Source organism: Prodigiosinella confusarubida, assembly GCF_002847015.1.
GTDB classification, from domain to species: domain Bacteria; phylum Pseudomonadota; class Gammaproteobacteria; order Enterobacterales; family Enterobacteriaceae; genus Prodigiosinella; species Prodigiosinella aquatilis.
Genome location: NZ_CP025085.1, coordinates 1,902,581 through 1,916,316 on the forward strand (window position 1 = coordinate 1,902,581; position 13,736 = coordinate 1,916,316).

Below are 13,736 nucleotides of genomic sequence, written 5' to 3' on the forward strand. Positions count from 1 at the left end.
TTCTGAGGAGTTGGCATGGCCAATATGTTTGCCTTGATTTTGGCATTGGCGACACTGGTTACCGGTGTTATCTGGTGTTTTGAACGCTTTAGATGGGCGCCGGCGCGGCGTGCAAAAGTGGCGGCATTGAGCCATTCGTCCGATGGTACAATCGATCAGAAAACGTTATCAAACAACTTGAAACAGCCAGGTTGGATTGAAACTTGCGTGTCGGTCTTTCCTGTACTGGCATTGGTGTTTATTGTTCGTTCATTTATTTTAGAACCGTTTCAGATCCCGTCAGGTTCGATGATGCCGACGCTGTTAATCGGCGATTTCATTCTGGTCGAAAAATTCGCTTACGGAATTAAAGATCCCATTACGCAGACGACATTAATTGAAACGGGTCATCCTAAGCGTGGTGATATTGCGGTTTTTAAATATCCCAGAGATCCTCGACTGGATTATATCAAACGCGTGATTGGTTTACCGGGTGACCGGGTCAGTTACGATCCGATTGCCAAGCAGGTAACAGTACAGCCAGCCTGCTCTGGACAGCAACATTGTGACAAGGCGTTGGCAATTACATACAGCGATGTTCAGCCGAGCAATTTCGTTCAGACATTCAACAGTACCGGTCACGAAGTAAGTAGCGGTTTCTATCAGATTCCCGTCGGTGAAAGTAGTGACGGTATTCGTATGAATACCCGTGAAGAAACGTTGGGTAAGGTAACGCACCATATCCTGACGCTGCCAGGTGCTCAGGATCAACTCGGCCTTTATTATCAGCAGCCACATCAGCCTTTAGGAACCTGGGTTGTTCCTGCCGGACATTATTTCATGATGGGCGATAACCGTGATGACAGTGCTGATAGCCGTTATTGGGGATTTGTGCCTGAGAAAAATCTGGTTGGCAAAGCAACGGCTATCTGGATGAGTTTTGAAAAACAAGAAGGCGAATGGCCAACAGGTGTTCGTTTAAGCCGTATTGGCGGTATTCATTAATTCAACGAGATAAACACACAGCATATTTGTGTGTTCCGTTGTAGAATATTCCGAATAAATAAACGCAGGCTCCCGGTCGGGGGCCAATGCAAACGAAACAGTTTTGATTATATATTCTCAGTAAAGCAGGATTGTTCCGTATGCTGTTGTTTTAAAAGTATTATTGAGCTATTGGTAACACATGAACCCCATCCTCATAAATCGTTTACAAAAAAAACTAGGCTATACTTTCCAACAATATGACTTGTTATTGCAGGCGTTGACTCACCGTAGCGCCAGTAGCAAACATAATGAACGGCTGGAATTCCTTGGGGATTCTATCCTGAGTTTTGTTATTGCCAATGCGCTTTATCATCGTTTCCCTCGTATAGATGAAGGGGATATGAGTCGGATGCGGGCAACATTGGTACGTGGTAATACACTGGCGGAGATTGCCCGGGAATTTGAATTGGGCGAATGCCTGCGTTTAGGCCCTGGAGAATTAAAAAGCGGTGGTTTCCGGCGTGAATCCATTCTTGCCGATACGGTTGAGGCACTGATCGGTGGTATATTCCTGGACAGCAGTATTCAGATGGTAGAACAATTGATTCTTCAATGGTATCAGACCCGTTTGGATGAAATCAGTCCAGGTGATAAACAGAAAGATCCCAAGACCCGGCTACAAGAGTTTTTGCAGGGACGGCATTTGCCGCTACCGACCTATCTGGTCGTGCAGGTACGTGGTGAAGCACATGATCAGGAATTCACCATTCATTGTCAGGTGAGTGGGTTTAGCGAGCCGGTGGTTGGCACCGGTTCAAGCCGCCGAAAAGCTGAACAGGCTGCGGCAGAGCAAGCGTTGAAAAAGCTGGAGATTGAATGAGTGAAGAACAGACATACTGCGGCTTTGTCGCTATTGTTGGACGACCCAATGTAGGTAAATCAACCTTGCTGAATCAATTATTGGGTCAGAAGGTATCCATTACCTCGCGTAAGCCACAGACTACCCGCCACCGTATCATGGGCATTCACACCGAAGGCCCTTATCAGGCGATTTATGTCGATACTCCTGGGCTTCATATTGAAGAGAAGCGGGCCATCAACCGTTTAATGAATCGTGCTGCCAGCAGTTCAATCGGTGATGTTGAGTTGATCATTTTCGTAGTGGAAGGTACTCACTGGACAGACGATGATGAAATGGTCATTAATAAGCTGCGTGATCAAAAAAACCCGGTAGTGCTTGCCATTAATAAAGTGGATAACGTGACGGATAAAACCAAACTGTTACCTCATATTCAAATGCTGAGCCAGAAAATGGATTTCCTTGATGTAGTACCGATTTCTGCGGAAAAAGGGACTAATGTTCAAAATATTGCCAGCGTTGTTCGTAAACACCTGCCAGTTGCTGAACACCATTTCCCTGAGGACTATATTACTGACCGCTCTCAACGTTTTATGGCATCAGAGATTATTCGTGAAAAACTGATGCGTTTTCTCGGCGAGGAGTTGCCTTATTCAGTCACGGTAGAAATTGAGCGTTTTGTGACGAATGAGCGAGGCGGCTATGACATCAATGGCCTGATTCTGGTAGAGCGTGAAGGTCAGAAGAAGATGGTGATTGGCAGCAAAGGTACCAAGATAAAAACGATTGGTATTGAGGCTCGACAGGACATGGAACAGATGTTTGAAGCTAAAGTTCATCTGGAACTGTGGGTCAAAGTGAAGTCGGGCTGGGCGGATGATGAACGTGCGCTGCGCAGCTTGGGCTATACTGACGACCTATAAGGGCCTTGCCTATGGAGGGCTGGCAGCGCGCATTTGTCTTGCATGGGCGACCTTACAGTGAAACCAGTTTGTTGCTGGATCTGTTTGCTGAAAATGATGGTCGAGTCCGGGTGTTGGCCAAAGGCGCTCGCGCTCGACGTTCAAATCTGAAAGGCTGTCTTCAGCCTTTCACTCCTTTATTGGCCCGTTGGAGTGGGAAGGGGGAAGTGAAAACGCTGCAAAGCGCCGAACCCGTTTCGCTGGGATTACCCTTGACTGGCAGCATGTTGTACAGCGGGTTATATGTTAATGAATTACTATCCCGTGTTTTAGAGCATGAAACTAATTATTCATCGCTTTTCTTCGATTACCTTCACTGCCTGCAACAATTGGCCTCATTAGCAGGGTCTCCCGAACCTGCACTTCGTCGTTTTGAATTAGCGCTATTAGAAAGTCTGGGATATGGTGTCGATTTCCTGCATTGTGCAGGAAGTGGCGAGTTTGTGGCAGAATCAATGACCTATCGTTATCGCGAGGAAAAAGGGTTTATTGCCAGCCTGATCATCGATAACGCTAGCTTTACCGGCAGGGAATTACAGGCACTGGCTGCAAGGGAATTTCCTGATATAGCGACGTTGCGTGCGGCAAAGCGTTTTACTCGTATGGCGCTAAAACCCTATTTAGGTGCTAAGCCGCTAAAAAGTCGGGAGCTGTTCCGCCAGTTTATTCCCAAGCCTTCTACACCTCCTGTACATGGCGGTGAAGACGAGTAAAAGTGAACAGGTATTCTTGGTGTGCAACATAGGTGTAAACTCTGCTTTCTGTTATGTACTATTTTTTAAGGATAAATCATGGCTGAGTTGTTGTTGGGCGTAAATATCGATCATATTGCCACGTTACGTAATGCCCGGGGAACATCTTACCCCGATCCGGTTCAAGCCGCTTTTATGGCAGAGCAGGCTGGTGCTGATGGTATTACTGTTCACCTGCGGGAGGATCGTCGTCATATATTGGATCGTGATGTTCATATTTTGCGGCAGACTATCCAGACCCGGATGAATCTTGAAATGGCTGTTACAGAAGAAATGCTGACTATTGCTTGTGAGCTGAAACCTCATTTTTGTTGCCTGGTGCCGGAAAAACGTCAGGAAGTGACGACGGAAGGTGGTTTAGATGTAGCTGGGCAGCAGGAAAAAATGGTTGATGCGGTAGCCAGACTGAGCTCCGCTGGTATCTTGGTTTCTTTGTTTATCGATGCTGATCATATGCAGATCGATGCAGCCGTTGCCTGTGGTGCACCTTACATTGAAATTCACACTGGTGCCTATGCGGATGCCGAAGAGGACACAATACGTCAGCGTGAATTTGCAAGGATCCGCGAAGCGGCTACTTACGCTGCCAGTAAAGGATTAAAAGTGAATGCTGGCCATGGTCTGACTTACCATAATGTGCAGCCCATCGCCGCACTGCCCGAAATACATGAGCTGAATATTGGTCATTCAATTATTGGTCGTGCAGTGATGAATGGTTTGTCCGCTGCTGTGATGGAAATGAAGACCCTGATGCGGGAAGCCCGTCGTTAATGGCTATTCTGGGGTTGGGGACGGATATTGTTGAAATTTCGCGCATAGAGGCGGTAATTGCCCGTTCAGGTGACCGCCTTGCCCTGCGTATTCTTAGCGCGGAAGAGTTGAGTAATTATCAGACACATCATCATCCAGCCAGATTTCTGGCTAAACGCTTTGCTGTAAAAGAAGCAGCGGCGAAAGCATTCGGTACAGGAATTCGTAATGGGTTGGCATTCGCCCAGTTTGAGGTTTTTAATGATTCATTAGGGAAACCTGGGTTGCGCTTTCGTGATCGGGCCGCAGGCCTGGCGATACAAATGGGGATTAAGCAGGTTCACGTTTCATTGGCGGATGAGCGCCACTATGCATGCGCTACCGTAATTATTGAAGACTGACTGACGGATTGCCATTCTATATTTTATCTGCGTGATGTAACTGTACAAATTTTTCCCATAGTTGCTCGTTACTTTCCTGATTAGCCGGATCTTTAAGGATGGTATTATCGATGGGGCATACTGTTTGACAGGTCGGTGTTTCATAGTGGCCTATGCATTCCGTACAGCGTTCAGCTGCGATTTCATAAATATCTACCCCCATCGAAATAGCTTGATTAGGGCACTCTGGTTCACACATATCACAATTGATACATTTCTTGGTAATCAGTAAAGCCATATTTTTTCCCTTTCTTCGATCTGGGCGCAGATTATACTCTGCCTGAACCGGACTGCACACGTTGAACTTTGTTTACGGAATGAGTAGTGGTCGGTCAACGGAGGAAAGTAGTCATTATTTGCGCAACTAATATAGGCATTATTCTGAATTGTTACTATGATTCGATGTATAACACATGCTTGTGTATAGCCTTTTGATATGGTTAACTAATTGTTTTACATGCAATGTGTCCGTCATGTTATCAATGTAATGTAAATCACATTATGGTTGTATCCTGAATCAAGTTTTTCAGAATAGGGTCGATAACCTTATATATTTATATAGTCTCTTTTTATAGTTAAAAACGTATGTCTAATGGCGGAGTACATAGTGCGGCAAAAAAGTCATGTTGAGCAGGTAGGCTTATCTTTCTCTAATGTGGGGGAGGAAAATTTGGTCGATACTGATTGTTGGCGTTGCTGTGAAAGACAGTATACTTTTCAACCTATTTACCGAACTTCTGGAAGGTTGATGGGGATTGAATTACTTACCGCCGTTTTTTATCCGTCTACGCCACAACAGGTTATTTCTCCCGAAGCTTATTTTAAGACTCTTGATGTTGAAAAACGGTTGCAGGTTGTCATTGAACAGTTACAACTGTTAAATCAATGGAATCAGCGGTTTATACAGGATGATCTGTTGGCTTCTGTTAATATTGATGGCCTGACATTATTGGCTTTGCAGAAAAGTCGAAAGGCAAAAAAACTGATTACATCAATGCCATGGTTACGTCTTGAATTAGTTGAAAGTCTGGAAGGCCTTTCTAAAGATACATTGGTCAATTTGCCAGAAGCTAGAAGATTATGGCTTGATGATTTTGGTTGTGGTGTTGCCAATTTTTCATCTCTGGTGCTGACGAAATACGATTGCATCAAGATAGCCCGTGAACTGTTTGTCATACTGTTACAAACGGAAGAGGGCAGACAGCTTTTTCCTCTGCTTGTCACCTTGATAAGTCGTTACTGCAATTATGTCGTGATCGAAGGTGTAGAGACTAAAGATGAATGGACAGTAGTAAAACAATCCAATGCGACTGCAGCTCAGGGGTATTATCTTGCCCGCCCTCAATCGTTTGATCATTTCGATAGCCTGCAATTGGAGCTGTAGACATCCTTCTCAAACTTCCTGTATCCCTGTAATTTCTCTCTCTATTTTGCATCTGGTATGCTTTTATGCCTGTTTGTGCTTATGCTACAAGGTCAAAAGTACAAAACTTCATTCGGATAACAATCAGATGATAATCTAGTAAGTACGATAAATTAGCGTAATATCGATTTTTTTAGATTTAAATATTGTTTGTTTTATTTTTTCAGTATTTTATACCAAAAATAATGATATTTGCAAATTAAGATATATTTTGACATCTTATCAGCAAAATATTTCAATATTAAGCGATTAACTGTAATTAGTTGTTTATAATTGACTGATTATAAAAGACAAAAAAGAAAATCATTTGATTACAACGATCAAAAATCACTTAGTGATAGATTTTTTTGATTAAAACGGTACTGCTTATTGGTATAATTGATTTGCTTACGAAAATTTGGTGGTCAAAATACAACACAGACAAAGTACGTAAAGCATTGTTTAAAATAGTAGACAGACTTATAACCAAACTAACTACTCATATAGTAAATAAGCTAACCCTATTGATTTTATTATCTTATTCTCACACAACGATATATGGAGGCGTTATGCTGGTGTTTCTATGTTTCTGAACTATCCTGCAGACCGGATAGGTTTTTCTTTCATTCAATCTACTCTCCGGAAATGCACCAGCCCTGAAAACTCAAGCAAGGGGATGTTATTACCGAGATTTTTCGTTTTCAGTGATGTGATTTGTACGATCAGGACCACATGGGCCTGAGGAGAGTATTATTGTGTATGAAATTATAATAACTCTGTTAGTCGTTCTTTTAGGGGTTTCTTCCGCTAGGAACAGGAAATATCAGCAGAAAGTCAGTATAGAGCAAAAAAAACAAGACTTTCTCAATATGGTTTTTTTCGCTACGGAATATAGTCCTGCATCAATTATGATTGCAGATGAGAATTGTGAAATTATCTATGTGAATCGACAGTTTATTACCATGTCAGGATATGACGCCGAGGAAGTGCTTGGCAATAATCCGAGAATGCTGAGTTCCGGCATGACGAACGCCAGTGTTTATGAAGATCTCTGGGCTACTATGAGTCGGGGGAATATATGGAATGGCGAATTTATTAACCGTAAAAAGAATGGGCAGTTATATTGGGAAAAAGCCAGCATAGTTAAGATATATAATAAGGCTAGCAACTCTATTCAGTATGTTAGTGTGAAAATGGATATTACGGAAAGGAAAACACAAGAGCATCATGACAATTCTTATAATCGCGCGTTGGAACTATTATCCAGTGGTGCACCGCTGAAAGACATTCTCGATGCCATTGTATTTAGTATTGAAGAGAAAAATCCAGGCCGAATTGTTTGCTCTATTTTACTGGTTGATAAGGAAAAGAAATGTTTGACACTAGGTTCTGCACCTAGCCTACCGGGTTTTTATAAAAATGCTATTCATAATGTGAAGATAGCGGATGGTGCTGCATCATTTGGTACGGCAGCTTATGCTGGTAATCGAGTAATTGCAGATGATATCTCTACACATCCACATTGGTCTCTTTATAAAGGTCTGGCATTGTATGCGGGTTTGCGTTCATGTTGGTCAGAGCCTATTTTTGGGCAAAACAAGGAAATATTAGGTGTCCTTAGTATTTATCACCGTAAAGTATATTCTCCGACCGAAGATGAAATTACTTCTATCGAAAAATCAGCTCAATTGGTGTCGGTAGCGATCGAGCGATATCGGGCAATTGATATGCTGCGCCGTAGCGAAGAGCATTACCGTCAATTGGCTCATTATGATTCCCTGACATCTTTGGCAAATGGCCTGACATTTGCCGAGCAGATGGAACAGGCTATTCAATTGTCCAAGCAAACAGGCAGAAAGATAGCTTTGATGTTTCTTGATCTGGATAAATTTAAACAAATCAATGATACCTTCGGCCATGCTGTCGGTGATTTACTCTTAAAAGAAGCCGCTTCCCGTATGCGTGCGGCTGTCCGGGATACAGATACGGTATATCGTCGCAGTGGTGACGAATTCATTATTTTACTGGAAGGAATTAAGGAAATCGCCAATACACTTTATGTTGCTGATAAAATTCACAACGCGCTGAATGAAACTTTTGAGATTGGGGGGGAAAAGCTCGATATATCCTGCAGCATCGGCATTGCGCTTTATCCGGAACACGGTACCGATTCATTAACACTGGCAATTAATGCCGATGCGGCCATGTATCAAGCCAAAGCATTGGGCCGCAGCCAAACGCAGATTTATCACGATTTAAACACCCATCAATAAATAAGGGTGTTTTTATCTTTCATGTTGTAACGCTATTGATTATTTCAACTGTTATCTTTCTCGTAATGCCTCTGCTCTGGCTCGCAAAATAGGTTTTAAAAGGTAGCTGAGTATTGTTTTCTTCCCTGTCATTATATCTACTGTAGCAACCATGCCTGGAATAATTAACAAGGGTTTTTTTGCTGTGCCCAGATAATTTTTATCAGTTCGCAACCGAATGATATAAAAGCTGTTTCCATCTTTATCCGTCACGGTGTCCGGGCTTATCTGCTCCAGATGTCCTTTGAGTCCGCCGTAAATCGTATAGTCATAAGCCGTAAATTTAATGACTGCATTCTGGCCCGGGTGCAAAAAAGCGATATCCCGAGGACGGATTCGAGCTTCAATCAGCAGCTTGTCATCCAAAGGAACAATTTCGACCAGATCGCTGCCTGGTTGAATAACACCACCAATCGTATTAACTAATATCTGCTGCACAATACCTTTCACTGGTGAAACCACCAGTGTGCGATTAACCCGATCTTCAAGTGCCTTACCGGTAGCTGTAATCTTGTTGAGATTAGTCTGCGCTTCATTTAGTTGTGATAACGCATCACTTATATAGCGACCTTGAGCTTCCTCGATTTTATTGTTCACTTCTTTGAATGCGGCTTCTGCCCGCGGAATGGAAAGCGTTACAGAGTTAAGTTGACCGAGGGTTTCTACTTCTGAACGGCGCAAGCGTAACACTTCTACTTTTGAAATCGCGCCTTCGGCAATCAGGGGTTCCGACATCTTGATTTCCTGTTGCAGTAGCTTGAGGCTGTTGCGGAACTGTTCCTGCTTGGCGATAAAATCGCGCAGTTCTTGCTGGCGTTGAATCTGTTGCTCTTTCAGTCCGGATATCTCATTGTGGAACTGTTTACGTCGGCTGTTATAGAGATTTTGTTCACCTCTGGCAACTTCAGGAGCATCTTGGATAACATCCTTTGGCAGGTTAAGCTCTTTATTATTAATTTCCGCATTTAAACGTGCAATTCGGGCCACAAGAGTCAGTCTGTCGGCTTCGGTTTCACCTACGTTGGAAGCAAAACGGGTCGCGTCAAGTTGTAACAGCGGTTCTCCCTTGCTGACGATTTGCCCCTCATGAATAAACATCTTGCTAACAATACCACCTTCCAGGTTCTGTATTTTCTGCAATCGGGAAGAAGGGACCGCTTTACCTTCTCCTCGAGTGACTTCATCAATATTGGCCAACGCTGCCCAAAGAAAGAAAAAGATAAAGAAGGCCAGAATAGCCCATAGTGATAAGCGGATAATCCGAGGTGCGTCTTCTATCATGGCCCGACTAACTTCCGGCATGATTTGCTCTTCTTCTTCATTATGCGCAAAAAAATAGGCTAAAAGGCGTTTGGCGTTTTTAACGAGGTGCATTGATTTGCCCTTTTTTTAGTGCATCCATCACAATAGCCTTTGGACCGTCGGCAATGATGCGTCCTTTGTCGATGATCACCAGTCGATCAACCAAACCCAGCATTGATACGCGGTGAGTGACCAGTAACAACGTTTTATTCGATAGTACGGGGATTAATGCATGTTTGAGCCGATCTTCACTGCTGTTATCCATTGAGCTGGTGGGTTCATCCAGAACCAGGATAGGTGGATCCAACAATAGGGATCGGGCGATGGCTACGGCTTGACGTTGACCACCAGATAACTGCAGCCCTCTTTCACCCACTTGCAGGTTGTAACCGTCGGGATGAAGGCGGGCAAATTCATTTACGCCAGCAATTTCGGCGGCGCGCAGCATTGCTTCATCCTCAACATATCGGGCACCGGAGAGTAGATTATCACGCAGAGAACCGCTGAGCAGTTGGACATCCTGCGGAACATAGCCAATGTTGTGACGCAAATCGCTTACGTCGAGCTGGCGGATATCAACACCATCAATTAGTAAATTGCCGGATGTGGGCTGGTAAAGATTGACGATCAGCTTTTCCAGGGAGCTTTTACCAGAACCGCTGCGCCCGATAATACCGACCTTTTCACCCGGCGTGATGGAGAGATTAATCTCCTGAAGGGAATGGTTTTTTTGCTCAGGATAATGGAACGTTACATTGCGAAATTCAATGCCGCCAGAAATGCTTTCACGCTTGAGTGGGCGCTCTTTATCGCTGCGCTCCTGCGGTAATTGCATCATCTGTTCGGTCGTCGCCATGGTGAGTTTGGCTTGCTGATAACGGGTTACCAGCCCGGATAATTGTCCCAACGGCATGAGAGCCCGACTATTCAGCATATAGCTGGCAATCAGCGCCCCCATGCTGAGTTTTCCATTAATCAGGAGATAAACACCAAAAACGATCAGCACCACGCCGGAAAATTGCTGGAACCATTGTGTCAGGTTTACGGCCAATGAAGAGAGCGCTTTGGCCCGCATTTCCAGCCGGGTAAGGGTACCAATGGTTTGTTCCCAGTGGTATTGCTGTTCACTCTCTGCATTATTGACTTTAATGGCATCCAGTCCCCCCAGTGTTTCTATTAAGGTCGCTTGACGTTCGCTGGCGAGCTGCATTGTTTTTTCAATCGTTTCCGATAACGGTTTTTGTAGCGCCCAACTGAACAACAGTGCAACAGGGAAAGCCAGTAAAGGTACCCAGACCAGTGGGCCACCGATGATGCCAATCACGAGCAGCAATAATAAAGTGAACGGAAAATCAATCAGGGTGGTTAAGGTGAGAGAAGAAAGAAAGTCCCGCAGAAACTGAAATTCATGAATATTCTGCGCGAAATTTCCCACTCTGGCTGGCCGGGCTTTCATGGCCATGCCGGTAATACGCTCAAACAAGGTGGCTGAAATAATCAGATCGGTTTTTTTACCCGCCATGTCTAAACATAAGCCGCGCAGGGTACGTAAAATCAAATCAAATATGAAAGCACCCGTCACTCCTATCGCCAGCACCCATAAAGTTGATGTTGCCTGATTAGGCACCACCCGATCATAGACGTTCATGACAAACAGCGGGGTGGCTAGTGCAATAATATTGATTAAGAAACTGGCGATAACGGCATCCAGATACAGGAATCTGGAAAGCTTCAGGGTATCTTTAAACCAGGCATTGGTGCGTGGAATTAGCGAGTGTTGTTGTAATTCAAATCGATGACGCGGATGGGCAAACATCACCAGTCCCAGGTAATTCTGCTGTAATGTGTTGTGATCGATAGAAATCTCACCACCTTCTGTTTCACTGGGCATGATTTGTGCGCTGCCATCCTCGTTCCAACTGAGCAGTATTGCCGCTCTTCCTTCCCGCAGTAGCAGCATTGCGGGGAGCGACATCGCTGGAATACTGGACAGCGAACGTTTGAGTATTCGCGCCTGTAACCCTGCACGGGCCGCCGCTCTGGGGAGTAGCTTGATGGACATACGTTGTTCAACAAGAGGGAGGCCTGCCGTCAGGGTAGAACGACTGGCTGATTTGCCCTGTAATGAACACAATATTAATAGACTATCCAGCAGCGGATCATCATGACGGCTGCGTGGATCGTTGTGCAATGGTACAGTGGTGCTTTCCTCGTTACTGGTTGGTTGTTCGCTATGTGAATTCATATAACCGAACTTTTCCTTACTTAAGATGGTTTCCGGCCTGCATACGACAAGCAATTAACCGGTTAGTTTAAACTAGGCAGTTCGACTTGGGTTTTAACCTCACTCAGGCTTTGGCTGGCTGCAGGTGCAGGAATGGACAGGCTTGCTAATAAATTTCCCATACGGGCTTTTAAACGGTATTCGCTGAACATTTCAGTAAACCGAATTTCAACCATGCGCCGTTGTGCGGTAAAAAGCTCATTTTCACTGTCCAGTACGTCCAGCAGAGTGCGTTCCCCCAGACTGAACTGCTTTTGATAGGCATTACGTACCTGTTGACTACGTTCGGCGTATTCTTCCGCTATGGGCAACTGTTGTCGTGCGTTATTTACTGCGGACCAAGCCAGTCTAAGCTCTTCATTCAGTAAACGAAGGGTATTATTACGCACATCCTGAGCTTCTTTTACCTGATAAGCTTTTGATTCCATAGTGGCTTTAGTGCTTCCGCCTTCATACAGGTTGTATCGCATTCTCAGCATAGCCTGCCATTCGTTATCTGTCCCACGAGCACCATCAATGTTGTCACCCATCGAGCGAGATAATTCAACGTTAACTCGGGGGTAAAACCCGGCTTTGGACGCCTGATACTGTTTTTCTGTGGCAATAATATCTGCTTCTGCTGATTTCAGAATTGGACTATTAGTCAGCATGATTTTACGTGCTTTATCCAAAGAGTCAGGTAGTTGCGACGCACTCTGGGTTGGTATCTGTAGATTTTCCGGCTCTTTACCAATGGTACTGTAATAGGTTGTCTGGGAATCGGTCAGGTTGGTCTTTTCTGTCAAAGCATTATTACGTGCCTGTGCCAACCTGGCTTGAGCCTGTTCCAAATCCGCCAGCCTTCCAACACCTTGCTCTGTCCGCAACTTGATTTGATCGTAGATACGTTCATGGCTGAGCAGATTTGCCTCCGCCAGGCGGACATACTCCTGACGTTGCAAGACATCCAGATATGCCTGGATAGCGTCCAACGCCCGGTTTTCACTGGTATTCAATACTTTATAAGCTCGGGAATTGACGGTGGCCTTTTGCCGACCTACTTCACTGGACGTTGCAAAACCATCAAAAACCATCTGGCTTAGACTAATACTGGATTCACGTCGGTTGAGTTTATCTGAGTCAGTCCCTAGCGCCCGGGTAGAAGCACTGTCTGTATTCTCTTTACCTATCCCAGCGTTGGCAGAAATGTTGGGTAGATAACCACCTTCGGCTGAACGCATATCCTGCTCAGCAGATAGCCGACTATTAATGGCAGCACTGACTTCAGGATGTGTATGAAGTGTATCCTCAATGGCTTCTCGCAGCGTGTCGGCGAAAGACATGGATGAGGCCATTAGTAACGGTAGCAGAACAAACGAGTATTTATGTGGCATTAAAACTTTTTCCTCTACGTATACTTAGGTTAAAAATATCCTTACACTTTCAATGAATAGTTACAGAAAGTTATTCCTTAATTAAAAAATAAAACATATTAATATCAATGTGTTGAGAATTTATTGGAAATAATCGTTGCGAATATCGCGCGTTGGTTGTTTTAAAAAAGTAAATTTTAGTAAGAATGTTCCGAATTTTTTATTATATTAGGCAGAGAGTCAAGAGGTTGACGTTGAGAGAATAGCATTACACATATTGAATTAATTAGTTTTTCTTATCAATGTGATAATGTGACTTCTTGGTCAAATCGAATTGTTCAAAAAAAATAATTGG

Annotated in this window: 12 protein-coding genes; 8 read left to right on the plus strand and 4 right to left on the minus strand. The window is 44.2% G+C overall.

Annotation, left to right across the window (positions count from 1 at the left end):
• Positions 1-15: 15 nt before the first annotated feature.
• The 6 genes from lepB (at position 16) to acpS (ending at position 4,690) form a co-directional block, all read left to right on the plus strand.
• Complete coding sequence (gene lepB / locus CWC46_RS08870) at positions 16-984, plus strand: signal peptidase I (protein ID WP_021016947.1); 969 nt, start codon at positions 16-18, stop codon at positions 982-984.
• 181 nt (positions 985-1,165) lie between these two features.
• Positions 1,166-1,846 carry a ribonuclease III gene (rnc, locus tag CWC46_RS08875; RefSeq protein ID WP_021016946.1) on the plus strand — a complete coding sequence of 227 codons (681 nt, stop codon included), beginning with the start codon at positions 1,166-1,168 and terminating at the stop codon, positions 1,844-1,846.
• Positions 1,843-2,748 (plus strand): GTPase Era, encoded by a 906-nt coding sequence (gene era, locus CWC46_RS08880; protein ID WP_021016945.1) that lies wholly within the window; start codon positions 1,843-1,845, stop codon positions 2,746-2,748. Before rnc ends, era begins: the two co-directional genes overlap by 4 nt.
• 11 nt (positions 2,749-2,759) lie before the next feature.
• Positions 2,760-3,500, plus strand: coding sequence for a DNA repair protein RecO (gene recO, locus CWC46_RS08885; protein WP_021016944.1), 741 nt, complete (start codon positions 2,760-2,762; stop codon positions 3,498-3,500).
• 78 nt (positions 3,501-3,578) lie between these two features.
• A complete protein-coding gene (pdxJ, locus tag CWC46_RS08890; RefSeq protein ID WP_021016943.1) occupies positions 3,579-4,310 on the plus strand; it encodes a pyridoxine 5'-phosphate synthase in 732 nt (243 codons plus the stop codon).
• Complete coding sequence (gene acpS, locus CWC46_RS08895; protein ID WP_021016942.1) at positions 4,310-4,690, plus strand: holo-ACP synthase; 381 nt, start codon at positions 4,310-4,312, stop codon at positions 4,688-4,690. The genes pdxJ and acpS overlap by 1 nt, the downstream gene beginning before the upstream one ends.
• Positions 4,691-4,706: 16 nt before the next feature.
• On the opposite strand, the gene CWC46_RS08900 is transcribed toward acpS, so the two are convergent.
• Complete coding sequence (locus tag CWC46_RS08900; RefSeq protein WP_021016941.1) at positions 4,707-4,967, minus strand: YfhL family 4Fe-4S dicluster ferredoxin; 261 nt, start codon at positions 4,965-4,967, stop codon at positions 4,707-4,709.
• Between the two features lie 354 nt (positions 4,968-5,321).
• Between CWC46_RS08900 and pdeH the strand changes: the two genes are divergently transcribed.
• Both pdeH and CWC46_RS08910 read left to right on the plus strand, forming a co-directional pair.
• The gene (gene pdeH, locus CWC46_RS08905; RefSeq protein ID WP_071790890.1) at positions 5,322-6,113 is read left to right on the plus strand and encodes a cyclic-guanylate-specific phosphodiesterase; all 792 of its coding nucleotides are present in this window, start codon (positions 5,322-5,324) and stop codon (positions 6,111-6,113) included.
• A gap of 773 nt (positions 6,114-6,886) precedes the next feature.
• Positions 6,887-8,404, plus strand: a complete 1,518-nt coding sequence (locus tag CWC46_RS08910; protein WP_021016939.1) for a sensor domain-containing protein — start codon at positions 6,887-6,889, stop codon at positions 8,402-8,404.
• A gap of 51 nt (positions 8,405-8,455) precedes the next feature.
• Here the strand turns inward: CWC46_RS08910 and CWC46_RS08915 are convergent, their stop codons facing one another.
• The 3 genes from CWC46_RS08915 to CWC46_RS08925 all read right to left on the minus strand — a co-directional run bounded on the left by CWC46_RS08915 (position 8,456) and on the right by CWC46_RS08925 (position 13,402).
• A complete protein-coding gene (locus CWC46_RS08915; RefSeq protein ID WP_021016938.1) occupies positions 8,456-9,817 on the minus strand; it encodes an HlyD family type I secretion periplasmic adaptor subunit in 1,362 nt (453 codons plus the stop codon).
• Positions 9,804-11,990: a type I secretion system permease/ATPase gene (locus CWC46_RS08920; protein WP_021016937.1), complete on the minus strand. Its 2,187-nt coding sequence runs from the start codon at positions 11,988-11,990 to the stop codon at positions 9,804-9,806. The genes CWC46_RS08915 and CWC46_RS08920 overlap by 14 nt, the downstream gene beginning before the upstream one ends.
• A gap of 62 nt (positions 11,991-12,052) precedes the next feature.
• A complete protein-coding gene (locus CWC46_RS08925) occupies positions 12,053-13,402 on the minus strand; it encodes a TolC family outer membrane protein (protein ID WP_021016936.1) in 1,350 nt (449 codons plus the stop codon).
• Positions 13,403-13,736: the final 334 nt, after the last annotated feature.

Excerpts from the sequence above, each read along its gene's own strand:
- lepB (WP_021016947.1), top strand. The coding sequence starts at position 16 with ATGGCCAATATGTTTGCCTTGATTTTGGCATTGGCGACACTGGTTACC.
- rnc (WP_021016946.1), top strand. The coding sequence starts at position 1,166 with ATGAACCCCATCCTCATAAATCGTTTACAAAAAAAACTAGGCTATACT.
- era (WP_021016945.1), top strand. The coding sequence starts at position 1,843 with ATGAGTGAAGAACAGACATACTGCGGCTTTGTCGCTATTGTTGGACGA.
- recO (WP_021016944.1), top strand. The coding sequence starts at position 2,760 with ATGGAGGGCTGGCAGCGCGCATTTGTCTTGCATGGGCGACCTTACAGT.
- pdxJ (WP_021016943.1), top strand. The coding sequence starts at position 3,579 with ATGGCTGAGTTGTTGTTGGGCGTAAATATCGATCATATTGCCACGTTA.
- acpS (WP_021016942.1), top strand. The coding sequence starts at position 4,310 with ATGGCTATTCTGGGGTTGGGGACGGATATTGTTGAAATTTCGCGCATA.
- CWC46_RS08900 (WP_021016941.1), bottom strand. The coding sequence starts at position 4,967 with ATGGCTTTACTGATTACCAAGAAATGTATCAATTGTGATATGTGTGAA.
- pdeH (WP_071790890.1), top strand. The coding sequence starts at position 5,322 with ATGGCGGAGTACATAGTGCGGCAAAAAAGTCATGTTGAGCAGGTAGGC.
- CWC46_RS08915 (WP_021016938.1), bottom strand. The coding sequence starts at position 9,817 with ATGCACCTCGTTAAAAACGCCAAACGCCTTTTAGCCTATTTTTTTGCG.
- CWC46_RS08920 (WP_021016937.1), bottom strand. The coding sequence starts at position 11,990 with ATGAATTCACATAGCGAACAACCAACCAGTAACGAGGAAAGCACCACT.
- CWC46_RS08925 (WP_021016936.1), bottom strand. The coding sequence starts at position 13,402 with ATGCCACATAAATACTCGTTTGTTCTGCTACCGTTACTAATGGCCTCA.